Here is a 26,063-nt window from a genome sequence, read left to right as displayed (position 1 = left end):
TCGGCGGCAACAGGAGGACCACGATGGCGAAAGCGAAGAAGAAAAAAAGCAAGAAGGCCAAAAAGGCCAAGAAGGCTGTAGCGGCGAAGAAGACCGCGAAGAAGGCAGCCAAGAAGTCCGCGAAGAAGTCTGCCAAGAAGGCTGTGAAGAAATCTGCCAAGAAGGCCGCCCCGAAGAAGGCCGCCAAGAAGGCTGCGAAGAAGTCGGCCAAGAAGGCTGCCAAGCCGGCTGCACCGAAGAAGGCCGCAAAGAGAGCGGCACCGAAGAAGGCGAAGGCAGCTCCTGCGCCGATGCCATCAGCGCCGGTGGCGGCTCCGGCTCCGGAGCCCGCCGCCGAGACAAGCTGGGCGATGCCTTCGTCTTCTACGGAGCCGACGCCGGCCGAGGAGCAGGGTTAGGCCCCGAGGGGCCCCCACGGTTAGGGTCCAAGTCAGGTCCAGGGTGAGGACCAAGGCTGGGTCCATCCCGACGACAACGACCGATCTCAGGAAGGCCGCGGCGGTGACGCTGCGGCCTTTTTGTATCGTCACAATGGTCGCGGTCGGGTTGTCGTTTCTCGCGTCAGTCCGATTCGTGGCACAGGCACCACTGCACCGGCGGCTCCCGTACTAATCCGGACGGCTCTGTGCACTTTGGAATGCAAATAATGTGATCGAGAAGCAACACAGGCGGACAACCTTTTGTAGAAGTGTCAGAACGCCTAAAAAGTCGGCAGATGCTCGTGATTTTTGCTTCACGGTTCGCATCCTCCCAGCCAGATTGTCGCGGTAACGAAATTTTGCAGTCAGATCGTACGGCCCGGGGGGCTTCCGGGAAACCGACTGTGTGGAACTGGTGATGGGGATCGAAATGAAAAAAGTGGCTTTGTTGGCAACGGCGCTGGCAATGGTGACGGGTTCGGCTTTCGCGGCAGACATGCCGGTCAAGGCTCTGAAGGCCCCGCCGCCGCCCGCCTTTGACCCCTGGGATGTCGCCTTCGGCGCCGGCATCATGAGCGATTACATCTTCCGCGGAGTCACTCAGTCGAACCACAACCCGTCAGTCGCGGCCTATTTCGAGCCGCGCTACAACGTCAACAAGGACCTCCAGCTCTACGTCGGTACGTCCGCGGAGAGCATCTCGTTCCCGAACCGCGCCGCGGCTGAAGTCGACATCTACGGCGGTATCCGCCCGACCTTCGGCATGTTCGCCTTCGACTTCGGTATCTGGGGCTACCTCTATCCGGGCGGAAGCTGCTTCGGTTCGCAGGGCACCCTCGCCCAGGGCAATTGCGGCACCAGCCTCGACAATTCGCAGGGCGCGATCGGCCTTCCGATCAACGGCAACTTCGCCAAGAAGGACGCAAGCTTCTACGAAGTCTATGCCAAGCTGAACCTCAACATCAACGATCAGTGGGTCGTTGGTTTCAACGAGTACTATTCGCCGAACTTCCTGAACCTCGGCGCCTGGGGCAACTACGCCTCGATCACCGCCAAGTGGACCGCGCCGAGCACCACGTTCGGTGCCAGTGGCGTCGGCATGTATGTGTCGGGTGAATTCGGCCGTCAGTGGCTCGGCACGTCCGACATCTTCTACGGCATTGCCGGCGACCCGCTGTACTCCAACGGCATCAAGGAGCCGAGCTACAACACCTGGAACATCGGCGTTGGCTTCACCTACAAGGTGTTCACGCTCGATCTGCGCTACTACGACACCGACCTCTCGAAGGGTAACTGCAACGCCTTCACCAGCGACTTCTCGGCCACCAACTCCAGCCCCGGTTTCGTGACGCCGATCAATGGCGGCGCGAATGCGGCCACGGCGTTCGGCTCCAACTGGTGCAGCGCGGCCGGCGTCGCCAAGCTCTCGGTCGACCTGACGGCGATGACCAACCTGAAGTAAGTTTCTTCCCGAGACGACCTAACGAGGGCGGCAGAGCAATCTGCCGCCCTTTTGCTTTGGGCTTGGGCTCTTCAGTGAGAGCGCTCGGCTGCATGGTCCGAGACGCGCCGCAAGGCGGCGCACGTCACCACGAGGGGCGGGATCTTGCCGCGAGGACAGACCTCATCGTGAGGAGCCCGCCGGAGGCGGGCGTCTCGATGGGGGGCCGCGACGAAGGTCCTGTCGAGGCTAGCCTCAGGCTTGGTGTGCCGCCTCAGCTCGCCGCGGTCGACTCCGCCTGGGCCGGCTCGCCGTCCTTGCCGAGAACATGGATCTCGCCGTCCTTCACCATCGCCACCTTGCGGGTGTGGAAGGCGTCGAGCGTCGAGCGGTGGCCGATCGAGACGATGGTGGCCTGCGGCAGCTTCTCCGCCAGCAGCCGGTACAGCCGGGCCTCGGATGGCTCGTCGAGCGACGCCGTGGCCTCGTCGAGGAACAGGTAATCCGGCACGTGCAGCAGCGCGCGCGCGAGCCCCAGGCGCTGCTGCTCGCCGAGCGACAGTGTCCGGTTCCAGTGGCCGTCCTCGTCGAGCCGCTCAGCGAGGACGGGCAGCCCGACCGCGATCAGCGCGTCCCTGATCCGCGCGGTCTCGAACGTGCCGGGCGCGGCGGGGTAGATGACGGCATCGCGCAGCACGCCCACCGGGAAGTAGGGGCGCTGCGGCAGCATCATCAGCTTCGCCCTCTCGGGGATGAAGATGGTGCCGGCGCCGAATGGCCAGATGCCGGCGATGGCCCGGAACAGCGTCGACTTGCCCGAGCCGGACGGCCCGGTCACCAGCACCCGCTCCGAAGTCTGGATGGCGAAGGCGTCGGCGGCGACCAGCGGCGTGCCGTTGGGCAGGTTCACACAGAGCTGTTCGAGGGCGATGTTGCGGCCGCCGCTGGCGGCCTTCAGCGCGATCGCGGGCTCATGCGCCGGCGGGTTGGTGGCTGAAGCGACCGACATCTCGAAGCCGTCGAGACGTGCGACGATCGAGCGCCATTCTGCAAGCGACCGGTAGGCCACCACGAAGAACGACAGCGCCCCCTGGACGCTCGAGAACGCCGATGCCGTCTGCATCATGTCGCCGAGCTGAATCTTCTTGGCAAAGAAGGCCGGCGCCACCAGCACGTAGGGGAAGATCACGGCGGCCTGCTGATAGCTCGCCGTGAACGCGGTGAGGCGCTTGGTACGGCTCATGATGGCGTACCAGTTGCCGATCACGTAGCCGAACCGGCCCAGCAGGCGGCCGCGTTCGGCGCCTTCGCCCTTGAGCAGTGCGATCTGCTCGGAATTCTCGCGGACGCGGACGAGGTTGAAGCGGAAGTCGGCTTCATAGCGCTGCTGCTCGAAATTGAGATTGACCAGCGGGGCGCCGATCCAGTGCGTCAACGCGGTGCCGAAGATCGCGTAGATCAGCGCGCCCCAGCACAGATAGCCGGGGATCATGAGATCGGTGCCGAACAGGTGCAGCGGCGCAGCATTGGACAGGCCCCAGAGGATGATCACGAACGAGAACAGCGTCACGATCGCCGACAGCAGGCCGAGCCCGATCGTCAGCGTCTGCTCGACGAAGTTCTTGACGTCCTCGGTGATGCGCTGGTCCGGGTTGTCGGCCGCGTCGCCCTTGAGCTGCATGCGGTAATGCTTGGAGCCGTCGAGCCATTCGCCGAGATAATGCGTCGTCAGCCATTGCCGCCAGCGGATCTGGAGCCACTGGTTAAGGTAGAGCTTGTAGACGGCCAGCGCGATCGCGGTGAAGGCGAGGGCGATGAAGATCCAGATCTGCGTGACGAAGGCGTCCCAGTCGCTGTTCTGGAGTGCGCTGTAGAACCGGTTCTGCCACTGGTTCACCAGCACGTCGATCGCGACCAGCGCCAGCTCGATCGCGATCACGGCGGCGAGCAGGCCGCGGCCGGCCCACTTGTCCTCCGAGCGGAAATAGGGGACGGCGATTCGCCAGACGATCGCGAGCGTGGCGCTGATGTTCTTCACAGAGCTCTGTCTCCTGAGGGGATGTGCACAACGGCCATAGGCCAAATGGTTGTGGCAATGGCAGAAACGGGCGCGCTTAGACTAAAGTCGCAAGTTCAGCAATTTGCGTTGGATTGTCGCAGCCTGCAACCCTAGCATGGGCACGACGGCGCGGGGTGGGGGCCTCCAGGACTTCGCGGGCTTGTGAGCGGACGGGAACCGCCGCACTCGCGAGGAATTCGCGTCCAGTCCGGGGGGTATCGCTTCCAGCGTCAAGCAGGTCCGGCTGTCCACGCGGGCCGCCTGCCGCAACAGGCGTGGGGGAGGAAGCCATGTGGAATCAAATCTATAATCCGCTGAACAACGCGGGGCTGTCGACCATCGCGGCCGCCATACCGGTTGTCTCGCTCTTGGTCATGATCGCGAGCGGGCGCGTGAAAGCGCACATTGCGGCCGTGATTGCCGTGATCATCACCAACCTGATCACGATCTTCGTCTTCACGATGCCGGCAGGCATGTCGATCCGCGCCTCGATCCTCGGTGTCGTGACGGGCTTCTTTCCGATCGGCTGGATCGTCCTCAACGTCATCTTCCTCTATCAGGTGACGGTGTCCACCGGGCGCTTCGAATTGCTCAAGCGCGCCATCGGCGGCGTCACCGAGGACCGCCGCTTGCAGCTCCTGCTGGTCGCGTTCTCGTTCGGCGCGTTCTTTGAGGGTGCTTCGGGCTTCGGCACGCCGGTCGCTATTACCGGTGCCGTGCTGATCGGCCTCGGCTTCTCGCCGCTCGCGGCATCAGGCTTGTCACTCATCGCCAACACCGCGCCGGTCGCTTATGGCGCGCTCGGCACGCCGATCCAGGGCCTTGCATCCGTCACCGGGCTCGATCCCTACATCCTCGGCGCGATGGTCGGCCGGCAATTGCCGTTCTTCTCGATGATCGTGCCGTTCTGGGTGGTGTGGGCGTTCGCGGGTTGGCGCGGCATGAAGGACGTCTGGCCGGCGATCCTCGTGACCGCCGTTTCCTTTGCCATCCCGCAATTCGTGATCTCGAACTTCATCAACCCCTGGATCGTCGATATCGGAGCATCGCTGATCTCGATGGGCGCGCTGATCCTGTTCCTGAAGGTGTGGCAACCAAGGCAGCTCTGGACATCGCCGGAACTGCGCGGCCACGACGAGTCGGCCGCGCAGATGGAAAAAGCAACGCCTCTCGACAAGACGCCGCTCACCCAGTCCGAACTGTGGAGCGCGCTGCTGCCGTGGATCATCGTCTGCATCGTGATGCTGATCTGGGGCAACGGTGCCTTCAAGACCTGGGCGAACGGGATTTTCACCTGGAACTACGCCGTTCCCGATCTGCATCAGATGATCAACAAGGTGCCGCCGGTGGCGGCCAAGCCGACGCCGGAAGGCGCGGTGTTCGCGTTCACCTATCTGTCCTTCACCGGCACGGGTATGCTGATCGCCGCGATCATCTCGGGCTTCCTGATGCGCGTCGGCCCGGGACGGCTGTTGGTCGAGTATGGCCGCACCATCCGGCTGTGCGCGATCTCGCTGATCACGATCTCGGCGATGCTCGCGATCGGTACGTTGACGCGGCTGTCCGGCGTCGACGCGACGCTCGGCCTCGCCTTCGCCGCAACCGGCGTGCTCTATCCCTTCTTCGGCACGCTGCTCGGCTGGCTGGGTGTGGCGCTGACGGGATCGGATACGGCGTCGAACATCCTGTTCGGTAATTTGCAGAAGATCACCTCCGAGCAGCTCGGCCTGTCGCCGGTACTGATGGCGGCCGCGAACTCGTCCGGCGGCGTGATGGGCAAGATGATCGATGCGCAATCGATCGTCGTCGCCTCCACGGCCACGCGGTGGTACGGGCACGAGGGCACTATCCTGCGTTTCGTGTTCTGGCATTCGATCGTGCTGGCCTGCCTCGTCGGCGTGCTCGTGACGCTGCAGGCCTATGTCTGGCCGTTCACGGCGATGGTGCTGAAGTAGCAGGCCACGCCACGCCTCAACGCAAATCCCCGCAAGGCTTCGCCGCCTTGCGGGGATTTTTGCATCTGAAGCATGATCCGGAAAAGTGCGAAGCGGTTTTCCGAAAAGATCATGCTCAAACAACAACCTGAAGCGCGATGACGATTCGTCCCAATCTCATCGCGCTTTAGCCTCCGCGAACCTTCTCAACGGCACCGCCGTCTTATAGAAGGTGCCGCAAATCAGGTCGGTCGAGAGGTCTCATGGTTTCGCTCAAGCAGATGGCGTGTTTGGCGGTTGCAATGCTGGCGATGTCCACGCTCGCGCGCGCAGAGGACGGTTTTCCGTTCGGTACCGAGATGACGCTGGAGGCCCTGCCGCAGGCGGGCTCGAAGCGGATTCCGAACATCGAGATCGGCGACAATGGCGAAGTCGTGCTGGAGCTCTGGTGCAAGGGTGGCAAGGGCCAGTTCTCGGTCGCCGGCAACACCGTGATCTTCGTCCCCGGCCAGATCCAGGATCGTTCCTGCCCGCCGGCCAGGGCGCAGGCCGACGATGAACTCGTCGCGGCGCTGGGCAGCGTCGAGACCTGGAAGCGCCAGGGCGACGTGCTGACGCTGATCGGTCCCAAGCCGCTGCGCTTCAGGACGACGGGGAATTAGGTCTCGTGTCCCGGACGCGCTGCAGCGTGCAACGCTGCTGCGCAGATCCGGGACCCAGACTCGATCGGCGACTTCGCTTGCGGCCTCTGGGCCCCGGCTCTGCAGCGCATCACTGACGTGCTGCGCTGCGTCCGGGGCTCGAGAGCCTACTTCCACACCGACTTGTCGGCGTCCCAGCGCTGGCCCTTCAGCTCCTTGGCGAGCGCTTCGATCGAGCCATTGTCGTCGGGCTGATCGCCTTCCTCGTCGGTCGAAGCGTCATCCGAGAGATTGAGCTTGGCGCCGCTGTTCTCATCGGCGGTCGTGGTCGAGGGGCTGCCGATCCAGAGCATCAGCTTGTCGGTCGTGCCGGGCTTGTCGGGCGAGATCAGGCCAGCAACCTCGATCGTGTCGGTGAGCTCGAGTGCCGGAAAATCCTGGTTCGGCCGCTTGAAGACGAGCTTGAGCTTGCCGGTGGCGGGATTGAATTTTTGCGAGACCGGCTTTGCCGCAAGCGTCTTGCTGAGCACGCCCGCGACGGCAGTCGCGAGCTTGTCGCGGTCGAGCTTGTCGCCGGCACGCCAGTCGGCCGCGGGAAAGCGGATGGTGCGGTCCATCTCGGTCATGCCCGCGGTCCAGCCCGCCGCGGTGACGCCGGGCATAGCCTTCAACTTCGCCAGCAGCGCGCCGGCGCGTTCCGGATCGACCGACATGTTGATGGTCTGCTCGCCGGCACGCAGCGCGTCACAGCCGACGGTCAGGCTCGCCAGCGTCACCTCGACATCCTGGCCCTTCAGGCTCTTCAGGAACTCGGTCGCCGCATCCAGCTTGACCTTGACCGCGATCGCTTCCGGCGAGACGTCGGTGAAATCCTTCGGCTGCGGCGTGATGCCGTCGTCGGAGGTCTGGTTGTCCTGAAATTCCTTCTCGCTGAGATCGGAATTGTCGGGCGAGGTGACCTCGGTCACGGTCTGGCCGATCGCGATCTGGCCGCGGAACTCGAACGTGTCGCCGGTCTGTTTGCGCAGCAGCTTCACGGTGACGGGCGCCTTCTCGCCGAGGCTCTGCGTCGTGCCCGTCAGGTTCTGGCCCGCGACCTGGAGATTGACGACGAAGCGGTCCTTGCGATCGGAATTTTTTGCCACGGGATAGCAGACGTCGAGCACGGCCGCCGTCACCGTCTTGCCCTGCCGCGTCTCCTTCAGGATCACGTCGGCATTGCCGTCCATCAGGCCGTCGATCGAGGTGAAATAGCGGGTCTCCGTCCCGCCCGGCGCCGTCGCCTTCGGCGACAGCTTCATCTGGGCCGATGCGACATCGGGCGAGACGGCAAGCAGGGCCGCCAAAAGGGCTGTCGAACAAACCAGAAGCGCACGCATCGATGAATCCTCGCGCAATCGAATCGGCGCGCCACCGTAGTGGGTTTTGGCCGCCGGTTGAATTGGAAAGCAGAAGGGGCAGGGTCGGCAAAAAAGAAGGCCGCCCGGAGGCGGCCTTCGCAACATTGTAATGGAACGCAGGCTTAGAAGCCGCCCATGCCGCCGCCGCCCGGCATGGCGGGCGGAGCTTCCTTCTTCGGCGTTTCGGCGACCATGGCCTCGGTGGTGACCAGCAGGCCGGCCACGGACGAGGCGTCCTGCAGCGCGGTGCGGACCACCTTGGCGGGATCGATGATGCCCTTCTCGACCATATCGACATAGTCCTCGTTCTGGGCGTCGAAGCCGAAGGTCTCGGACTTGTTCTCCATGATCTTGCCGACCACGATCGAGCCTTCCACGCCCGCGTTCTCGGAGATCTGGCGGATCGGGGCTTCCAGCGCCTTCAGCACGATGTTGATGCCGGCCTGGACGTCGGCATTGGCGTTGGTGAGACGGCCCACCGCCTTCTTGGCCCGCAGCAGCGCGACGCCGCCGCCGGGGACGATGCCTTCCTGCACCGCGGCGCGGGTGGCGTTGAGCGCGTCCTCGACGCGGTCCTTCTTCTCCTTGACCTCGATCTCGGTCGCGCCGCCGACGCGGATCACCGCGACGCCGCCGGCGAGCTTGGCGAGGCGCTCCTGGAGCTTCTCACGGTCGTAGTCCGAGGTGGTCTCCTCGATCTGGGCCTTGATCTGGCCGACGCGGGCCTCGATCTCCGGCTTCTTGCCGGCGCCCTTGACGATCGTGGTGTTCTCCTTGTCGATCACGACCTTGCCGGCACGACCGAGCATTTTCACCGTGACGTTCTCGAGCTTGATGCCGAGGTCTTCGGAGATGAGCTGGCCGCCGGTGAGGATCGCGAGGTCCTCGAGCATGGCCTTGCGGCGGTCGCCGAAGCCCGGCGCCTTGACGGCGGCGACCTTCAGGCCGCCACGCAGGCGGTTGACGACCAGGGTCGCCAGCGCCTCGCCCTCGACGTCCTCGGCGACGATGACGAGCGGCTTACCCGACTGCACCACGGCTTCCAGCACCGGCAGCATGGCCTGCAGGCCGGACAGCTTCTTCTCGTGCAGGAGGATGTAGGCGTCCTCGAGCTCGGCGGTCATCTTCTCGGCGTTGGTGACGAAGTAGGGCGACAGATAGCCGCGGTCGAACTTCATGCCCTCGACGATGTCGACCTCGGTGTCGAGCGACTTGTTCTCCTCGACGGTGATGACGCCCTCGTTGCCGACCTTCTGCATCGCCTGGGCGATCATCTTGCCGATGGCGGCATCGCCGTTGGCCGAGATGGTGCCGACCTGGGCGACCTCGGAGGAGGCGGCGACCGGCTTGGCGCGCTTCTCGATGTCCTTGATCACCGCCGTGACCGCGGTGTCGATGCCGCGCTTGAGGTCCATCGGGTTCATGCCGGCGGCAACCGCCTTGGCGCCTTCGCGCACGATGGCCTGGGCCAGCACGGTCGCGGTGGTGGTGCCGTCGCCCGCGGTGTCGTTGGTCTTGGAGGCGACTTCGCGCAGCATCTGCGCGCCCATGTTCTCGAACTTGTCCTCGAGCTCGATCTCCTTGGCGACGGTGACGCCGTCCTTGGTGATGCGGGGGGCGCCGAAGCTCTTCTCGATGACGACGTTGCGGCCCTTCGGACCGAGCGTCACCTTGACGGCGTTGGCGAGAATGTCGACGCCGCGCAGCATGCGTTCGCGCGCGTCTCCGGAAAACTTGACGTCTTTGGCAGCCATTTCTTCAATCCCTCATGTTTCGTGACGTGTCTGCCGCTTGCGGAATGACCGAATGCCCGGATCGCGCGATCCGGGCATGACATTCAGCGGCTGTTCAGGCTGACGGCCTTAGGCCATGACACCCATGATGTCCGACTCCTTCATGATCAGGAGCTCTTCGTTGTCGATCTTGACCTCGGTGCCCGACCACTTGCCGAACAGCACGCGGTCGCCGACCTTGAGGTCGATCGGGATCAGCTTGCCGGCCTCGTCGCGGCCACCGGGGCCGACGGCGACGACCTCGCCCTGGGACGGCTTTTCCTTGGCGGTGTCCGGAATGATGATGCCGCCCTTGGTCTTTTCCTCGGCGTCGATACGTTTGACCACGACACGGTCATGCAGCGGACGAAATTTGGATTTAGCCATGACGTTTCCCTTTGGAGGCTCGCTTCGGAAGGAATGGAAGTGGGTAGGGCGGCGTCCGTCCACCCTCTTGCCGAGGATCGAACGGCGCGCTTAGCAATCGGGCTTTCCGAGTGCTAATAGTGCGCCCGGAAATATGGCTTGGCCGCGATCCTGTCAAGCAAGGGTGGTTAAGCGATTGGTGAGGCGGATATAGGATCGTGTCTAGAGAAACTTATTGGTCGCGCTGGCGTATAAAGGACGTCATTGCTCCGACAGCGGTTTTGCGCTTGGCTGCGGCAGGGATGCGGTCGGGGTCTCGTTTGGGGGACGGTTTGCTCGGGGGAATGTCATGATCAGTTCAGCTCACGCACGCACGGTTGCCAATCTGGCGGCCGCCTCCTGCCTGGCGCTGCTGCTTGGCGCCTGCGGCGGCGGTATGAGCCTGCCGTCGTTCTCATCGTCGCCGCCGCCCGAGGCCGAGCCCGGCGCGGGTCCGGAAATGCCGGCGAGCATCCGCGCCGACGAGATCGTCGGCCGCTGGGGTCTCGCCTCGTTCCAGAACCCGGCCGACCGCGCCCGCACCGAGGCCGCGGCCCGGGCGCAGTGCAAGAACCCCTACGTGATCACCGCCGGTTCCTCCGGCGGCGTGATCATGCATCTCGCCGACCAGGCGACGCCGCAGGAGCTGCGGTTGAAGGGCTCGCCCAGCGGCAAGAACTACATCGGCCCGGCGGGTCCCACCCCCGGCGAGCAGGACCGCGAGATCGTCTCCTTCGACGGCCGCGTCCTGATCACCCGCTTCATCGACAAGGACGCCGCCACTCGTTACGGCAACATGGTCTACGTCCGCTGCGCGCCGAGGGCGTAGTTTCTCGACTTCGTCATGCCCCGGCTTGACCGGGGCATCCAGTACGCCGCGGCCTCTCGGCTCAATCACCACCGCCTCTGGAATACTGGATCGTCCGCCTTCGCGGACGATGACAGCGGAGGGGACGCTCCAAAAACAAAAAACGCCGGCTCTCGCCGGCGTTTTGTTTTTCCGTGATGCCGCGCCCGATCAGTCGAACAGCGCGTCGATGTCGTCCTGCGAGGCGTGGCCGACGTCGCCGGCGAGCTTGGGGCCGTTGAGGAGCTTTTCGTCCTCGCTGCGGGTGTCGGCCGGCGCGGGCACATGGGCCTTGATCGCGTCGACGCCGCCCCAGATCTCCATCATCGCATTGATGTGCTGCTCGATGAACTTCATCGTGGTCATGACCTTGCTGATGCGCTGGCCGGTCAGGTCCTGGAAGTTGCAGGCTTCGAAGATCGAGATGACGCGTTCCTGGATGTCGTCGGCGAGCCGCTTCTGCTGGTCGGCCGATTGCACCTTGGACATCGCGCTGGCCGCCTGGTCGATCGACTCGGCGGCTTCGAGGATCTGCTGGGTCGCCTGCTCGGTGCCGCCGACGACCGCGCCGAGCTCGCCATTGACCTTCGCCATCTCGCCGCCGTCGAAGCTCTTGCCGTGCAGCGTCGCGATCTCGCGCTTGGTGCGATCGATGGCGTCGTGGATGAGATCGAGCTCGACCTTCAGCTTCTCGCACTGCTCGATCTGCGCCCGGTAGGTATCGAGCATGGTACGAGCTTCAGAGAGCTCGTGGGCGGTGGAGGCGTCGATCGCCGCCATGGCCGCGCTGCCGGACAAGGGCACAGTGCCCTTCGCCATCTGTGCGCGGATCGCACGCAGCTCCGCCATGATCTCGTTGTGCATCGGCGCAGCCTCCTCAATCATTTCGGGGCTGGGCATCTCGCCGACAATAGCCTCTTCGACACGAAAACGTTTGCGGTGAATAGCCATCAGGAACTCCCCCCACCTCACTCACGCGTCTTTGTAGGCAGAAGCGATTTAACACGAGGTTCACAGCGGGAACTGTTGCGCGGCCGCACGCGACGGCACGAAAAGAAGCGATTAACCATGGGCCTGCGGCGTTCATCGAAAATAAACGCTGATCGCCAAATTGCACCCTCGCTCGCGACGTGGTGAATCGAAACGGCTGATACGTTTACCAAACACAACGGCTTTTGCTCTTTATTGACCACGTCGCGGTCGCCGATCAGCCATCGGCTCCGCACGACGCATGTGATCTAGACGAAACAGTACAGAGTACGTCGATGTTCAAGAAAATGTCTGTCGCGCTGCTCGGCAGCGCTTGCACCTTCATTGCCGGCGCGAGCAGCGCCAGCGCCTTCGACAATAGTGTGCCGAACGATCCGCCTGCGGTGCTCTACCAGCCGCGGGTGCCGCCGGCGCCGGTGCGCGTCGCCTCCAATGCGAACATGGGCGGCGGCTTCATCGAGTTCCTGTTCGGTGACGGTCCCGGCCGCGGCCCGGCCTACGCGCCGCAGCAGCCGGTCTATCAGCAGCAGCCCGGCTATTACGACCAGCGTCGCCTGCCGCCGATGGGCGAGCCGCAGATGCAAGGCGGATATCAGCAAGGCGCAGGTCTCCAGCAGGAGGCGGTCGATCCGCGCCAGCGTCCGTTCGATCCAAGATTCGAGAAGCAATCCGTCGACTATACCGGCAAGGAAAGTGCCGGCACCATCGTGGTCGATACGCCGAACAAGTTCCTCTATCTGGTCGAGGGCAACGGCCGGGCGGTGCGCTACGGCATCGGCGTTGGTCGTCCCGGCTTCACCTGGTCCGGCGTGAAGTCGATCACGGCCAAGCGCGAATGGCCGGACTGGACGCCGCCGGCGGAAATGATCGCGCGCCGGCCGGACCTGCCGCGGCACATGGAAGGCGGCCCGGAAAACCCGCTCGGCGCGCGCGCGATGTATCTGGGCTCGACGCTCTACCGCATCCACGGCTCCAACGAGCCCTGGACCATCGGCACCAACGTCTCCTCAGGCTGCATCCGCATGCGCAACGAGGACGTCATCGACCTCTACGGCCGCGTCAATGTCGGCACCAAGGTCGTGGTGATGTGATCGCCTGACGCTCGACATGAAAACGGCCGCCTTCCGGGCGGCCGTTTTTGTTTGTCGCGCTGATCGGGCAGCCTCACGCGTAGTCGCTGCCGCCATCGTCTCCGCCGCCGAAGTCGCTGTCGTCGTCGGCCATGTCCACATCGTCGTCGTGGTCGTTGTCGTCGTAGTTCTGATCGTTGTTGTTGTCCCGGTCGTTCGACGCCTGGTCGGTGAAGCCCTGGCGGGAACCGTCGTCGCGGTCGCGGTTGGAGCCGATGTCGTTGAGACCGGCATCGCGCGAGAGCGAACCGCCGGACTGGTCGCTGCCGCCCCAGGGACTAGCGCTGCGGTCGCCGAACGCGTTGGTGTCGCCGAAGGCCTGCTGATGCGATCCGCCCATCATGCCGCGGATGCTGGAGAGCAGCAGCGAGCCGCCGACGACGCCGGCCGCGGCCGCCGCCGCGGTGCCGAGGAACGAGCCGCCGCCACCGCCCATCGGCGGGGCGCCATAACCCTGACCCGGAGCTTGACCTGGAGCTTGGCCGTAGGCCTGTCCATAAGGAGGCGGCGCGCCGTAGCCCGGCTGCGTCTGCGGCATCACCTGACCGGTGTTCCAGACCGGCCGCTGCTCACGCGGCGGCACGTTCGGAACCGAGCCGCGCGAGGGGCCTCCGCCGAACAAGCTATCGCGCATGGTATCGAGGAAGCCGCCGGACTGCGCCTGCTCGGGCGCATGGGCCGCTTCCAGCTCCTGGATACGGTTATGGGCGCGCTTCAGCGCTTCGTCCTGCAATAACGTGGTCTGCACCAGCGCGTAGACCGCGCCGGGGGCCTTGCGCAGGCCATCGGAGATCGCGGCGATCGCGTCGGGATCGCGCGGTGCATTTTCCAGTTTCGAAAGCCGGTCGAAAAGCTCGTCGACGAGCTGGCGTTCCTGCGGCGTCATGATCAGTCTCCCTCGCGCAAATCAAGCGCGAGGGAGATGTAGGGTTCCATTGTGGTCCCAACAGTGCCGGCCGGATTAAATTTCGGTATGCGACAAGCTGCCCGGCGGCTTGTTTTCGGCCGGTTTCACCCCAGCGTGGCGCCGCTGTCCGCCAGCAGGCGCGCAAACGCGTCGCCCGAGAGATAAGCGTGCTCGCGTTCGCGGACGTCGGTCATCGGATCGAGCCCGGCGAGGATGTCGTCGACGAAGCCGGGGTGGCACATCACGAGGCCGCCATCGGGGAGGCCTTCCAGAAACTGCCGCATCAACGCGCCGAAATCGGCCTCGCGCGTAAAATCATAGGCGCCGGCGAAGCCGGGATTGAAGCTGAGGCCGGCGCTGGCGGCGCGGCGGCGGAATTGTGCGCTCAGGATATCGAGCACCATGGCTTTTGGTGAGGCCAGCCGCTGCACGAGCGGCAGGTCGCGCCCGCCCTGGCGGACCCAGGCTTTCGGCGCGGCTTCGCTGACCGCATCGACAAAGCCGTCGCGCACCTGCGGATAGAGCTGCACATGCTGGTGGCCGTCGACGAAGTCAGGCGGGCGGCCGAACGCTTCGGCGAACGCCGCCAGCTGCGCCTTGACCTCATTGCGAAAGAATTCGCGGTCGAGCCGGCGCGCAAGGCCGGCGCGCAGCAGCTTCGGGAACGGCATGAACATGTCGCCGTCCAGCGGTCGGAAATGCATGGTGAGCGGCCGGAACGGCGCCGACAATGTCACGTGCAAGCCGATCGCGCAGCGCGGGCTCGCTTTCGCCGCCGTCTGGAGCGCCTCGATCTCGCCGCGCTCGATCGCCGGTCCCACCATCATCACCGAGGTGGCATTGAGACGGCCGCGTTCGATCAGGTCGCGGATGGCGCGATTGACGCCCGGGCTGATGCCGTAATCGTCGGCGCAGAGCCAGATCCGCCGCAGGCCCGCGGCGGCGCTCATTCGGCGGCCGTCCTCTTCGAGGCGTCGTCGGCCTTTCCGGTCTCGAAATGCTTTTCGCTGTGCTCGGCAACGAAGTAGATCGGGCGCGCCTTCAGCTCGGACAGGATCTTGCCGATATATTCGCCGACGATGCCGATCATGATGAGCTGCACGCCGCCGATGGTCATCAGGCCGATCACGAGCGAGGGATAGCCGGGCACCTGCTTGCCCGTGGTCCAGACCTCCCAGAGGATCGAGAGGCCGAACAGGAAGGCGCCGCCGGCGAGGATCACGCCGAGCAGGCTGGCGAAGCGCAGTGGTGCCACCGAGAACGAGGTCACCCCTTCGATCGAAAGACCGAGCAGGCGCGCGGCGCTGAAGGTGGTCACGCCATGGGTGCGCGGCGCGGGCTCGTAATCGACGCGGATCTGGCGGAAGCCGATCCAGCTCGCAAGGCCCTTGAAGAAGCGGTTGCGCTCCGGCAGCTGCCTGAGCGCTGCGACCGCGCGCGGCGACAGCAGGCGGAAGTCGCCGGCGTCTTCAGGGATCTTCTGGCGCGCGCCCCAATTGATCAGCGAATAGAACCCGCGCACGGCGACGCGGCGCAGGAAGGGCTCGTTGTCGCGATGGGCCTTGGCGGTATAGACGACGTCATAGCCGTCCTCGATCCAGTGCCGCACCAGCTGCTCGACCAGGGCCGGCGGATGCTGGCCGTCGCCGTCCATGAACATCACGGCGCCGAGCCGGGCATGGTCGAGGCCGGCCATCAGCGCGGCTTCCTTGCCGAAATTGCGCGACAGCGACACCACCTGAACGTCGACCGCGTCGGCCGGCAGCGACCGGGCGATCGAGAGCGTCGCGTCCGCGCTGCCGTCGTCGACATAGACGACCTCGCAGCCGAGGCGATAGCGCTGCCGCAGCGTCTTGGCGAGATCGCAGATGCGCTGGTGCAGGACGGCGAGGCCCGCCGCCTCGTTGTAGACGGGGACGACAATCGACAACCCCTTCGCGGCGGCACTGGCCGCGGTGGTCGTCATGCCGGAAACGTCAGAGCCCAGCGTCATTGATCAAGGTTCCAGAGGCGTCCATGGTTCTCAACAGCATATGGTAGCTGCCGTTTGCTGTCGCTACGCTGAACGAACCTGAGGCTCACTGCCGCAGGAATGCCTCGAGCTTGGCGAACAGCGGGTTCTCCCGGTCGAACACATAGTCGAGCGAAACCACCGAGACGGTCTCGGCGCCATGCTCGCGCAGGAAGCTCGCCAGCGCATAGAGCTGACCCGGCGGACAGTGCAGCGTCAGCATGCCCGACGAGGTCGGCCCGCCGAACGGGGCTACGACGCCGAAGCGCTCGTGGGCTTCGCCGAGCAGGGCGGCGTCGCATTGCTGGAAGCGGGTGCGGACCTCGCGGTATTTGTTGGCCCGCGCCCTTGCTGCGATGTGATCGAGGATGACGCGCGCGGTCTCCCGCGCCTGCGGCGACCAGTCGGCATCCTTCGAGGCGACCAGATTGGCCTGGCTGCGCAGGATCACGCCGTCGTCGAGCACCCGCAAGCCGTTGGCGGCGAGCGTCGCGCCGGTCGTGGTGATGTCGACGATCAGCTCGGCGCTGCCGGCCGCCGGCGCGCCTTCGGTCGCGCCCGCGCTTTCGACGATGCGGTAATCGGTGATGCCGTGGCTCTGGAAGAAGGTGCGGGTGAGGTTGATGAACTTGGTCGCGACCCGCATCCGCATGTGATGCTGCTCGCGGAAGCCGGTGGTGACGTCATCGAGGTCGGCCATGGTGCGGACGTCGATCCACGCCTGCGGTACCGCGACGACGACGTCGGCATTGCCGAAGCCGAGCCCGTCGATCAGGGACACGCGCTTGTCGGCATCCGCGATGTTCTCGCGTACCAGGTCTTCGCCGGTGACGCCGAGATGCGCGAAGCCGCGCGACAGTTGAGAGGCGATCTCGCTCGCCGAGAGATAGGCGACCTCGACATTGTCGAGGCCTGCGAGCGTGCCGCGATAGTCGCGCGCGCCGCCGGCCTTCGACAGCTTCAGCCCGGCGCGGGCGAAGAACGCCTCGGTGTTTTCCTGCAGGCGGCCCTTGGAGGGAACGGCCAGGACGAATGGCGCGCTCATGACTTAAGCTCCCACCTTGCGACCGATCCGGGTCAGCGCGTCGACCCAGACCGAGAAGCCGACCGCGGGGATCGGCTCGGCCGATCCGAGCTGGGTCATCAGCCCGTCATAGCGGCCGCCGGCGACCAGCGGCTCGGCGCCGTTGCCCCTGTGATGCAGCTCGAATTCGAAGCCGGTGTAATAGTCGAGGCCGCGTCCGAACGCGGTCGAAAAGCGCGTCTGCTTCACGTCGATACCGCGCGCGGCCATGAAGCCGACCCGGCTTTCGAACTGGTCGACGGCAGCGCTGAGGTCGAGCTTCGCATCCGTGGTGAGCGCGCGGAGCTCGGCGACGGCATCGTCGGGATTGCCTGCGATCGACAGGAAACGCTTGAGCACGGCGATCGCCTCGCGCGGCAGCGCGCCGCCCTTCAGCGTCGACTGCTCGAGGAAACGGTCGGCGATCTCGGCGGTGGTGCGGCCCCCGACATTGGTGGTGCCGGCGATCGACATCAGATCGGTGACGAAGGCGAGCGCCGCCTTGCGGTCGGAGCCGGCGAGCGCGGCCAGCACACCCTCATATTCGCTGCGGGTCGCGGTGGTCGCGGCCGCCAGCTTCTCCAGATCTTTTTCCAGGCTGATCTTGCGGTTGAAATCCTTGACCAGGCGGCGGCGCCACACCGGATAGAGGTCGAGCGCATCGAGCAGGGCGTTGAACAGCGCCACGTCGCCGGTGCGGATCTCGACATCGCGGACACCGAAGGCGGCGGTCGCTTCCAGCGCCAGCGCCAGCATCTCGGCGTCGGCCGCGGCGCGGTCCTGGCGGCCGAACGATTCGATGCCGGCCTGAAGAAACTCGCTGGCCTGGCCGCTACGGTAGCGGAACACCGGGCCGAGATAGCTGAACCCGGCCGGCTGGCCGGCGCGGCTGGAGGTGAGGTAGTCGCGGGCGACCGGGATGGTCAGGTCCGGGCGCAGGCAGAGCTCCTCGCCGGACAGGTCCGTCGTCAGGTACAGGCTCTTGCGGATGTCCTCGCCGGAGAGGTCCAGGAACGGCTCGGCCGGTTGCAGGATCGCGGGCTCGGCCCTGACATAGCCGGCCTGCGCGAACGACAAGAGCAGCGTATCCGCCCAAGCGGCGGAGCCGGCAGCATTTGAGGTGGCAGTCGCGGTCATAACAGGGGTCCATCGTCCCGGCGGAACCGGGCAGGGCAAAGGGGAGGCGAATTGGCGCAGGCCTTAGCATGGCGCGAAAGCGGTTTCGACCTCCAAAGGATCAATCGCTTAACGGCTTTGGAGGTGGGACGCAGCGATCTGCCAGAAGGCATTTTAGGTATCTTAATACCTAGAACGAAAGAGGCTTGGCTTTCACTCAGTCTGGCCGGAGCGATCTCTGGGCGCATCGCCAAGCGATGCATCGGTCGAGGCGAAGGCAAGCCCTGCGGTTTCGGAAGCGGCGTGATCTGCGAGCTCCTCGGCAAGCTCGATAATTCTCTGCCTCCTGCTCGGGTCCCTTATGCCGAGAAATGCCTTGATGAGCCCGAGCTCCTCGCGTCGCCGCCTGTCCGATGCAACATCGTCGTCCATGGCCATGTCGTCCTGCGCGACAGCCTCATTGCCCGTCGCTGATTTTGTCCGCGCATGCGACTCAATGCAGCAACCGCAAGCCCGACGTCACATTGAGAAATTGAGGAGGACAGGCAAGTCGTCGCATACTCATATTGGGTATGGCGGATGATCCGTTTGCTGCTGCCTTCGTTTACACTGTGAATATTGGTTTCGATTCATGCGCAATGCATCAGATGTTATCCGGACGGTCTCACGGCACACGCTGGCCTATATGCTGTTTTCGATCAGCGAGCTATTCCGGCACTACGACGAATTCGATCCGCTGGACCTGCTGATCGTTCATGCGATTCTCAACGCGAACGTCATCAATGTGATGAACGATCCGTCGCTGGACGAGAGATTCTCCAGCATTCACGCGGTCGAGCCGGATGCGATCAAGCAAGGGGTGTCCCGCGCGGCGCTCTCTCGCTTCCTCAGCCTGCCGCTCGAGACGGTTCGCCGTCGCGTGACGGGACTTAAAAGACGAAAGATTCTCGCCGAAACCAAGGCCGGGCTCATCGTGACCGAGCAGAACGCATTCAGGTTTGGAAACAATCACGAACTGCAGAAGACTAACATGCTGCTGCTCACAAAACTGCTTCGCGATCTCAAGCGCGCCGGCATCAATGGTCCGGATGATCTGCGTGCCCCCAATGGCACTGCATCGACAAGGAAGGCGAAGTAAGCGGCAGGATATGGATCAAGGCCTTTTCGATACTGCTCGCGATGAAGCGCAAGGAACAGCATTAGACGGCTTGCTGTCGTTCCAGGGTCTCAAGCCATCCGCGGCTCTCGAGCTCCAATCTTACGACATCGATCATTTCGGAGAGAGTGAGAGATATGCCGGCGCATCCAGCATGCCGCTGTCGGCCGGGGCGACTTCAATCAAGCGCGCCCGGCTTAGCCTTCCGGTCCTGACGCTGTCTCTGGTGAAGACCTTCCCGCGGATCATCCGCGGTTATGATCTGGCGCACGCCATCGCGGTGGCGGTGCCGATGGACCATGTAACCTCCACCCGCATCAACGGGCAATCAATTGGCAGCTCGATACTCGTTCTCAAGGGGAGATCCGATTGCCTGGTCTATGAGCCGGCAGGGCGTTTGTGGGCTGTCGCCTATTTCAGCTTGCCCGAGCGCGACCCCTGGTCTCAGCTGGATGACGGCTATCATTTGCTGAGCCCGGCATCGGACGTACTTGCCTCCCTGCATGGTTCGATTTCCACGACGCTTGAAACCGCCGCACATGATCCAGACTTCCTGAACGAGCCGACGTCGCGAACGGCAGTCGAACAATCCCTGTTCGTCACAATGGATGCTGCCATTCGGTCCAACGCGAATCGCGGGCCCATGCACTCCACGACGGACAGCTATCAGCGGATCGTCGCAGAGATGGAACGATTGATCCGCCACGATCTCGCGATCTGGCACAAGACGACCGAACTGGCGGAGCGGGTGGGCGTGTCCGTTCGGACCCTCCAGAGTGCGACGCAGGCCATCTGCGGCATGAGCCCTCATCGCTACAGCCGGGTCTTGCGCCTCTGGTCGGTACGAAAGCAGCTGCGCACCGGCCCGGCTCGCCGCAGTGTGAAGGCCTGCGCAATCGGCCATGGCTTCTGGCACCTGAGCGAGTTCGCAGCGAGCTACAGGGCGGCTTTCGGAGAGCTGCCGTCCGAGACCCTGCATCGGTCGAAGCGAGAGGTCATCTAAAGCGCGAACCTGTAGAGCCGCCGCGCGTGAATCGACGTTGGGTTCGCTTGGCTAGGTTAGGTGCCGTCCCAATCGCCCAGTACCGCCTGCACCAGCGCCAGCGCCGCCACCGCGGCCGTGTCGGCCCGCATGATCCGGGGGCCGAGCGCCAGCCGCAGGATTTTCGGCTGTCGCAGCAGCAGGGCGCGCTCCTCCTCGGCAAAGCCGCCTTCGGGGCCGATCAGCACGTCGATGCCTTGGCCGGCCGCGTGGGCCTTCGCCAGGCTCCGAATGGGGTTTTGGACCTCCGCCGCCTCATCACAGAAGATGAGCAGCCGGTCGGCAGGGCGCTGACTGAGATACCGGTCCAGCGGCACCGGCTCGGTCACCGTGGCGATGCTGAGGATGCCGCATTGCTCGGCGGCCTCGACGACATTGGCACGCATCCGCTCGGTGTTGACCCGGGAGGCCTGGGTGAAGCGGGTCAGGACCGGCTGAAGCGTGGCGGCGCCCATCTCGATGGCCTTCTGGACCATGTAATCGAGCCGGGCATGCTTGAGCGGCGCGAAGACGTAAGCGAGCTCGGCCAGCCGGTCCTGGGGCCGGGTCTGCTGGAGGATGACGAGGCCGTCCGGCCGCTTGCGGCCTTCGATCGCGGCCTGCCACTCGCCGTCGCGGCCGTTGAACGCCAAAACCTCGGCCCCGGCGGCAAGCCGCAGCACATTGCCGAGATAATTGCTCTGGTCGCGGTCGAGCGGAACCCTGGCGTCCTGGGCAAGGGGGACGTCGACAAACAGGCGGGGCGCGCGAAAATCGTGGGAGGGCATCGTTCAAAGGTCCAATTCGCCGCCGTTATTAACCGAAAGCCGCCATTTCGGGGGTAAATATTGCCGAATCGGTGCGTCGGCGCGCCGCGCTCTTGCCCTATTCGACGGGTTGTTAAGGGCCGGCGGGAATCGTAAAATCGCGAGCACGCTGGTTGCGCCTCAATTGGGAAGGCGCCGAAACCCGCAAGCTCCTGCCGGAGAGACTGCCTTGATGATCCGTCATTTGATGGTTCCGATCACTGCCGCCATGGTCACCTTGGGCGCCGCGGGCGCCCACGCGCAGGGCTTCCCTGCGCCGCTGCCTGGCCAGGCCCCAACCAGTTCCGCGTTTCCACCCGTGAATGGCTCGGCACCGACCGCTTCGGTCGGCACGGCGCCCCAAGGATCGTTTCCCGTCAACGGCGCCGCGCCCGTCGGTGGCGCAGGTGCCTTCAGCGCCGCTCCGCCGACGCAAGGCGGTCCCGGCGAGGACTGCATGAAGGCCTTCATGCCGCTGCGCGAGGAAGCCGAGAAGCGCGGCAAGCTGATCAAGGCGGCAAGCGACCGTCACGCGCCGCCGGACGAAGCCTGCAAGCTGATCCGCAATTTCAGCCAGGCTGAGTCCAAGATGATCAAGTACATCGAGGCCAACGCGGCGAAGTGCGGGATTCCGGCGCAGGTCAGCGCACAGATGAAGGACGGCCACAAGAACACCGAGGCCATGTCGACGAAGGTCTGCAACGTCGCGCAGCAGATGCAGAACCAGCCGCGCGGTCCGGCCGGTCCGTCGCTGAGCGAGGTGCTGGGCTCGGGCTCGGCGCCTGAGGCCAATGCCGGCAAGAAGGGCGGCAGCACCTTCGATACGCTCAACGGCAACGTCCTCACCCGATGAGTGATACATCCGCCCGCGTTGCCGATTCCACCGGCAACTGGGTCGATACGCTCGCGCCGCAATGGGCGCGGCCCTATTTGCGCCTGTCGCGCTTCGATCGTCCGATCGGCTCCTGGCTCCTGTTGATGCCGTGCTGGTGGTCGGCGGCACTCGCCGCCGGCATGGCACATGATGTCCGCGGCCTGCCGCTCACCATCGTGCTGTTCTTCATCGGCGCCTTCGTGATGCGCGGAGCAGGCTGCACCTGGAACGACATCACCGACCGCGATCTCGACGACAAGGTCGAGCGCACCCGCTCGCGGCCGTTGCCGTCGGGCCAGGTGACCACGAAGCAGGCGCTGGCCTTCATGGTCGCGCAGGCGCTGACCGGTCTCGTGGTGCTGCTGCAATTCAACCGCTTCGCGGTCCTGACCGGCATCGCTTCGCTTTTGATCGTCGCGATCTATCCCTTCATGAAGCGCATCACCTGGTGGCCGCAGATCGTGCTTGGCCTCGCCTTCTCCTGGGGCGCGCTGATGGGATTTGCCGTCACCTTCGGCCGCATCGAATTGACCGCGCTGGTGCTCTATGCCGGATCGATTTCGTGGGTGATCGGCTATGACACGATCTATGCGCATCAGGACGCCGAGGACGACGCGCTGATCGGCATCAAGTCCACCGCGCGGCTGTTCGGCGCGCACACGCACCAGGCGCTGATCCTGTTCTACGGGCTTGCGGTGATGTTGATCGGCGTCGCGCTGGCGTCCGGCGATGCGCGCTGGCCGGCCTGGCTCGGGCTTGCCGCGTTCGCCGTGCATCTGGCGTCGCAGATCGTGCGGCTGGATATCAGCGACCCCTTGCTGTGCAAGCGCCTGTTCTACTCGAACAAGTATGCGGGCTTCCTGCTGTTTGCGGGATTGCTGGTCGACGCGGTGATGCGGGCGGCGTAGCTGTCGTAGGGTGGGCAAAGGCGCTCTTGCGCCGTGCCCACCATCTTTCCGAGATTGAGATGAAAAAGGTGGGCACGCTTTCGCTTTGCCCACCCTGCGGCACCGTGCTTGCCGTTCAATCCCGCGCGATGATCTCACGCTCTTCGCGATGAACCGGCAGCTCGCGCGTCATGGCGGTGCGCCGTCGCATCAAAAATTTCGGACGGCGGGCGCGGATCGCGTTGGCGCGGCGACGGCGCGGCGTGGGCTTGCGGGCGCCTTCGTCGAGCTGTGGAAGCGCGAACAGCTCGCTCCAGATCGCCCAGGCCTCGGCGAGCTCGTCGCCATCGGTGCTGACCAGCAGCGGAACGGACAGCGAGGGATCGCGATGCACGAGGACGAGGGTCTGCGCCTCGTCATTGCCGCGCAACGCAACGCCGGTGAAGTCGCTGACGCGGACGTTGATCGCCATCTGCATGCCGCGAACGGCACGGCGCAGCACGACACGCTCGCGATGAAGCTCGATCTGCCTGGTGTATCCGTCGGCGCGCGGATCGTGCGCATCGAAGCGGACCGGAAGGGAAAGAGGGTCGAGCCGCAAGCTGCGGCCCGACCCGGCGGGAGCGACCCCGCTTGTTGCTGTTTGACGCCTCACGGCTTTAGTTCTCCCCGCCGGGATTATGTTCCCGGTCGATGCGAGGACCTTAGCGCGCGCCGTTCCGAAACCACTTAAAAAGGCTGGTTAATCCAGCGTCACCACCGCTCATGATTGACAAGACCTTGGCACGCATGATTGACGAGACGTTGCGCCGGACTTGCGAATCTGAGCTTTTTGCGGGCTGAAAACGCTTGAAGTCCGTACCAATTGGGCACATCTGGTGTTCAGGGCCGGTATCGCCCCGAAACCTCCCGCCGCAACAGGATTTCGTTTGTGAACCCTTCACCAAGCTCGACGCTTTCGCCCCAGGATTCGTCCAAAGCCAATCGCGACCTGTTCGATCAGTCCGCGCTCTCCGATCTCGCGCAGCGGCTGGTCGAGGCGGCCAGGCGCGCCGGTGCGGATGCGGCCGATGCGGTCGCCGTGCGCGGCGTCTCGCAGGGCGTCGAGGTGCGTGACGGGCGCGTCGAGGAATCCGAACGCTCCGAGGGCGACGATGTCGGCCTGCGCGTGCTGGTCGGCCAGCGCCAGGCGGTGGTCTCGACCAACGACGTCAGCGGCGATGCCGTGACCAAGCTTGCCGAGCGCGCGGTGGCGATGGCGCGCGTCGCGCCCGACGACAAATATGTCGGCCTCGCCGATCCCGCGCTGCTCGCGCGCGACTTCCCCGATCTCGATCTGCTCGATCCCGACGTGCCCGCGACCTCCGAGCTCGAGCGCCGCGCGCTCGAAGCCGAGGCTGCCGCGCTCGCCGTGAAGGGCGTGACCAAGTCCGGCGGCGCCTCCGCCTCCGCCGGCATGGGCGGTATGGTGCTCGTCACCAGCACCGGCTTCCATGGTTCTTATTTGCGTTCCAGTCAGGGCATTTCGGCGACCGCGATATCGGGCGAAGGCACCGGCATGGAGCGTGATTACGACTTCACCTCGGCGCCGCACGGCGCCGATCTCCTGTCGCCGGAAGTCGTCGGCCGTTCCGCCGGCGAGCGCACCGTGGCGCGTTCCAATCCGCGCAAGGTCGAGACCTGCAAGGTGCCGGTCGTGTTCGATCCGCGCGTCGCGGGCTCGCTGGTCGGCCACGTCGTCGGTGCCATCAACGGCGCCTCGATCGCACGCAAGACCAGCTTCCTGAAGGACAAGCTCGGCCAGCAGCTGTTCGCCAAGAACATCCGCATCATCGACGATCCGCTGCGCAAGCGCGGCCTGCGCTCGCAGACCTTCGATGCCGAAGGCGTCGCGGTGAAGAAGATCGCGCTGGTCGACGAGGGCGTGCTGACGACCTGGCTGCTCGACTGCGCGACCGCGCGCGAGCTCGGCCTCACCACCACCGGCCACGCCCATCGCGGCGTCTCGTCCTCGCCGTCGCCGGGGCCGTACAATCTGCATCTCGAACCGGGCACGCCGACGCCGGCCGAGCTGATCGCCGACATCAAGCAGGGCTTCTACGTCACCGACCTGATCGGCTCCGGTGTCAACGGCGTCACCGGCGATTACAGCCGCGGCGCCTCCGGCTTCTGGATCGAGAATGGCGAGCTGACCTATCCCGTCAGCGAGGTCACGATCGCGGGCCATCTGTTCGAGATCTTCAAGTCGATGCAGCCGGCGAACAATCTCGAGTTCCGCTACGGCATCAATGCGCCGACGGTGCGCATCGAGGGTTTGACGCTTGGCGGACGCTGACGCGCATGCAACGGACGAAACCATCCTGACGCGCGACGCGGCGCTGCTGCAGGACGCGGTGCGGGAGGCAGGCAGCCTCGCGCAGTCGATGTTCCGCACCGAGTTGAGGAAGTGGACCAAGGGCGCGTCCTCGCCGGTGTCGGAAGCCGACATTGCCGTCAACGACCTGCTCGAAGCGCGCCTGCGCGCGGCGACGCCCGATTATGGCTGGCTGTCCGAGGAGAGTGCCGACGACGAGGTGCGGCTGTCGCGGCGGCGGACCTGGGTGGTCGATCCCATCGACGGCACCCGCAATTATCTCGGCGGCCATGACGAATGGTGCGTCAGCGTCGCGCTGGTCGAGGATGCCTCGCCGGTGCTGGCTGCGGTGTTCGCGCCGGCAACCGGCGAGTTCTTCTTCGCGGCCCGCGGGCAGGGCACGACGCTCAACGGCAAAGCCGTGCGGGCGGCGTCCGGATCCGCGCTCGACTTCTCACGCGTCGCCGGCCCGAAGCCGATGGTCGAGCGGCTCAATACGGCCGGCGGCGACATCAAGCTGCATCCGCGAATCGGTTCGCTCGCGCTGCGCCTGTGCCGGGTCGCCGATGGCGTGCTGGATGCGGCTTTCGCCGGGGGCAACAGCCATGATTGGGACCTTGCGGCGGCCGATTTGATCGTGCAGGAAGCGGATGGTAGGATGAGCGACCTCTCCGGAGATCCCATCCTCTATAACCGCCGGGAAGTCACGCACGGGGTGCTGGTGGCAGCGGGTCGCGATCGTCATGCGGGCATCGTCGCGCATTTTCGAAATCGGCCCTTGCCCTGAGTGCGTCCGCCGTGCTTCTCGAACACTGCTTTGCCGGGCAGCCC

General features: G+C 65.0%; 25 protein-coding genes. 12 read left to right on the top strand and 13 right to left on the bottom strand.

Going from position 1 to position 26,063, the window contains the following annotated elements:
* The first annotated feature begins 23 nt into the window (after positions 1–23).
* The gene (locus AB7008_RS44260; protein WP_304491595.1) at positions 24–398 is read left to right on the top strand and encodes a histone; all 375 of its coding nucleotides are present in this window, start codon (positions 24–26) and stop codon (positions 396–398) included.
* Positions 399–849: 451 nt separating this feature from the next.
* On the top strand, positions 850–1,881 hold the full coding sequence (locus AB7008_RS44255) for a TorF family putative porin (RefSeq protein WP_028157912.1): 1,032 nt from the start codon (positions 850–852) through the stop codon (positions 1,879–1,881).
* 253 nt (positions 1,882–2,134) lie between these two features.
* Here AB7008_RS44255 and AB7008_RS44250 read toward each other — a convergent pair whose 3' ends face one another.
* Positions 2,135–3,898, bottom strand: a complete 1,764-nt coding sequence (locus tag AB7008_RS44250; RefSeq protein ID WP_028157913.1) for an ABC transporter ATP-binding protein/permease — start codon at positions 3,896–3,898, stop codon at positions 2,135–2,137.
* A gap of 311 nt (positions 3,899–4,209) precedes the next feature.
* On the opposite strand from AB7008_RS44250, the gene AB7008_RS44245 reads away from it, so the two are divergent.
* Both AB7008_RS44245 and AB7008_RS44240 read left to right on the top strand, forming a co-directional pair.
* Positions 4,210–5,874, top strand: a complete 1,665-nt coding sequence (locus AB7008_RS44245) for an L-lactate permease (RefSeq protein ID WP_028157914.1) — start codon at positions 4,210–4,212, stop codon at positions 5,872–5,874.
* 242 nt (positions 5,875–6,116) lie between these two features.
* The gene (locus AB7008_RS44240; RefSeq protein ID WP_304491593.1) at positions 6,117–6,515 is read left to right on the top strand and encodes an META domain-containing protein; all 399 of its coding nucleotides are present in this window, start codon (positions 6,117–6,119) and stop codon (positions 6,513–6,515) included.
* 146 nt (positions 6,516–6,661) lie between these two features.
* Here the strand turns inward: AB7008_RS44240 and AB7008_RS44235 are convergent, their stop codons facing one another.
* The 3 genes from AB7008_RS44235 to AB7008_RS44225 all read right to left on the bottom strand — a co-directional run bounded on the left by AB7008_RS44235 (position 6,662) and on the right by AB7008_RS44225 (position 10,053).
* Complete coding sequence (locus AB7008_RS44235) at positions 6,662–7,873, bottom strand: hypothetical protein (protein WP_304491592.1); 1,212 nt, start codon at positions 7,871–7,873, stop codon at positions 6,662–6,664.
* A 143-nt stretch (positions 7,874–8,016) separates the two neighbouring features.
* Positions 8,017–9,648: a chaperonin GroEL gene (gene groL, locus AB7008_RS44230; RefSeq protein WP_028157916.1), complete on the bottom strand. Its 1,632-nt coding sequence runs from the start codon at positions 9,646–9,648 to the stop codon at positions 8,017–8,019.
* Positions 9,649–9,756: 108 nt separating this feature from the next.
* Positions 9,757–10,053, bottom strand: coding sequence for a co-chaperone GroES (locus tag AB7008_RS44225; protein WP_014491914.1), 297 nt, complete (start codon positions 10,051–10,053; stop codon positions 9,757–9,759).
* Positions 10,054–10,381: 328 nt separating this feature from the next.
* Here AB7008_RS44225 and AB7008_RS44220 point away from each other — a divergent pair, with 328 nt between their 5' ends.
* The gene (locus AB7008_RS44220; RefSeq protein ID WP_028157917.1) at positions 10,382–10,900 is read left to right on the top strand and encodes a hypothetical protein; all 519 of its coding nucleotides are present in this window, start codon (positions 10,382–10,384) and stop codon (positions 10,898–10,900) included.
* A gap of 189 nt (positions 10,901–11,089) precedes the next feature.
* Here AB7008_RS44220 and AB7008_RS44215 read toward each other — a convergent pair whose 3' ends face one another.
* On the bottom strand, positions 11,090–11,869 hold the full coding sequence (locus tag AB7008_RS44215) for a protein phosphatase CheZ (protein WP_028157918.1): 780 nt from the start codon (positions 11,867–11,869) through the stop codon (positions 11,090–11,092).
* Between the two features lie 314 nt (positions 11,870–12,183).
* Between AB7008_RS44215 and AB7008_RS44210 the strand changes: the two genes are divergently transcribed.
* On the top strand, positions 12,184–12,999 hold the full coding sequence (locus AB7008_RS44210) for a L,D-transpeptidase (RefSeq protein WP_248880114.1): 816 nt from the start codon (positions 12,184–12,186) through the stop codon (positions 12,997–12,999).
* Positions 13,000–13,072: 73 nt separating this feature from the next.
* On the opposite strand, the gene AB7008_RS44205 is transcribed toward AB7008_RS44210, so the two are convergent.
* The 6 genes from AB7008_RS44205 to AB7008_RS44180 form a co-directional block, all read right to left on the bottom strand.
* Positions 13,073–13,924: a DUF2076 domain-containing protein gene (locus AB7008_RS44205; protein ID WP_304491591.1), complete on the bottom strand. Its 852-nt coding sequence runs from the start codon at positions 13,922–13,924 to the stop codon at positions 13,073–13,075.
* A 125-nt stretch (positions 13,925–14,049) separates the two neighbouring features.
* Entirely contained in the window at positions 14,050–14,895 is an 846-nt protein-coding gene (locus tag AB7008_RS44200) for a ChbG/HpnK family deacetylase (protein ID WP_304491590.1), read from the bottom strand.
* Positions 14,892–15,938, bottom strand: coding sequence for a glycosyltransferase family 2 protein (locus AB7008_RS44195; RefSeq protein WP_014491920.1), 1,047 nt, complete (start codon positions 15,936–15,938; stop codon positions 14,892–14,894). The genes AB7008_RS44200 and AB7008_RS44195 overlap by 4 nt, the downstream gene beginning before the upstream one ends.
* An 85-nt stretch (positions 15,939–16,023) precedes the next feature.
* Complete coding sequence (gene hisG, locus AB7008_RS44190) at positions 16,024–17,001, bottom strand: ATP phosphoribosyltransferase (protein WP_028157922.1); 978 nt, start codon at positions 16,999–17,001, stop codon at positions 16,024–16,026.
* A 3-nt stretch (positions 17,002–17,004) separates the two neighbouring features.
* Positions 17,005–18,156, bottom strand: a complete 1,152-nt coding sequence (locus tag AB7008_RS44185; RefSeq protein WP_028157923.1) for an ATP phosphoribosyltransferase regulatory subunit — start codon at positions 18,154–18,156, stop codon at positions 17,005–17,007.
* A gap of 192 nt (positions 18,157–18,348) precedes the next feature.
* Positions 18,349–18,573, bottom strand: a complete 225-nt coding sequence (locus tag AB7008_RS44180; RefSeq protein WP_304491589.1) for a hypothetical protein — start codon at positions 18,571–18,573, stop codon at positions 18,349–18,351.
* A 247-nt stretch (positions 18,574–18,820) separates the two neighbouring features.
* Here AB7008_RS44180 and AB7008_RS44175 point away from each other — a divergent pair, with 247 nt between their 5' ends.
* Both AB7008_RS44175 and AB7008_RS44170 read left to right on the top strand, forming a co-directional pair.
* The gene (locus AB7008_RS44175) at positions 18,821–19,273 is read left to right on the top strand and encodes a hypothetical protein (protein WP_244463960.1); all 453 of its coding nucleotides are present in this window, start codon (positions 18,821–18,823) and stop codon (positions 19,271–19,273) included.
* Entirely contained in the window at positions 19,242–20,294 is a 1,053-nt protein-coding gene (locus AB7008_RS44170) for a helix-turn-helix domain-containing protein (RefSeq protein ID WP_441260906.1), read from the top strand. Before AB7008_RS44175 ends, AB7008_RS44170 begins: the two co-directional genes overlap by 32 nt.
* A gap of 56 nt (positions 20,295–20,350) precedes the next feature.
* Here AB7008_RS44170 and AB7008_RS44165 read toward each other — a convergent pair whose 3' ends face one another.
* Positions 20,351–21,100 carry a 16S rRNA (uracil(1498)-N(3))-methyltransferase gene (locus AB7008_RS44165; RefSeq protein WP_304491587.1) on the bottom strand — a complete coding sequence of 250 codons (750 nt, stop codon included), beginning with the start codon at positions 21,098–21,100 and terminating at the stop codon, positions 20,351–20,353.
* Positions 21,101–21,311: 211 nt separating this feature from the next.
* Here AB7008_RS44165 and AB7008_RS44160 point away from each other — a divergent pair, with 211 nt between their 5' ends.
* Together AB7008_RS44160 and ubiA are read left to right on the top strand one after the other, a co-directional pair.
* Complete coding sequence (locus tag AB7008_RS44160) at positions 21,312–21,971, top strand: hypothetical protein (RefSeq protein ID WP_304491586.1); 660 nt, start codon at positions 21,312–21,314, stop codon at positions 21,969–21,971.
* On the top strand, positions 21,968–22,900 hold the full coding sequence (gene ubiA, locus AB7008_RS44155; RefSeq protein ID WP_038944546.1) for a 4-hydroxybenzoate octaprenyltransferase: 933 nt from the start codon (positions 21,968–21,970) through the stop codon (positions 22,898–22,900). Before AB7008_RS44160 ends, ubiA begins: the two co-directional genes overlap by 4 nt.
* A gap of 115 nt (positions 22,901–23,015) precedes the next feature.
* On the opposite strand, the gene AB7008_RS44150 is transcribed toward ubiA, so the two are convergent.
* Positions 23,016–23,534 carry a DUF6101 family protein gene (locus tag AB7008_RS44150; RefSeq protein WP_304491585.1) on the bottom strand — a complete coding sequence of 173 codons (519 nt, stop codon included), beginning with the start codon at positions 23,532–23,534 and terminating at the stop codon, positions 23,016–23,018.
* 276 nt (positions 23,535–23,810) lie between these two features.
* Between AB7008_RS44150 and AB7008_RS44145 the strand changes: the two genes are divergently transcribed.
* Together AB7008_RS44145 and AB7008_RS44140 are read left to right on the top strand one after the other, a co-directional pair.
* Positions 23,811–25,214 carry a TldD/PmbA family protein gene (locus tag AB7008_RS44145; protein ID WP_028157930.1) on the top strand — a complete coding sequence of 468 codons (1,404 nt, stop codon included), beginning with the start codon at positions 23,811–23,813 and terminating at the stop codon, positions 25,212–25,214.
* Positions 25,201–26,019, top strand: coding sequence for a 3'(2'),5'-bisphosphate nucleotidase CysQ (locus AB7008_RS44140; protein ID WP_038955620.1), 819 nt, complete (start codon positions 25,201–25,203; stop codon positions 26,017–26,019). Before AB7008_RS44145 ends, AB7008_RS44140 begins: the two co-directional genes overlap by 14 nt.
* Positions 26,020–26,063 lie beyond the last annotated feature (44 nt).

The organism is Bradyrhizobium sp. 521_C7_N1_3, assembly GCF_052075975.1.
Taxonomy (GTDB): domain Bacteria; phylum Pseudomonadota; class Alphaproteobacteria; order Rhizobiales; family Xanthobacteraceae; genus Bradyrhizobium; species Bradyrhizobium japonicum.
This window is presented reverse-complemented; position numbering and strand designations above follow the sequence as displayed.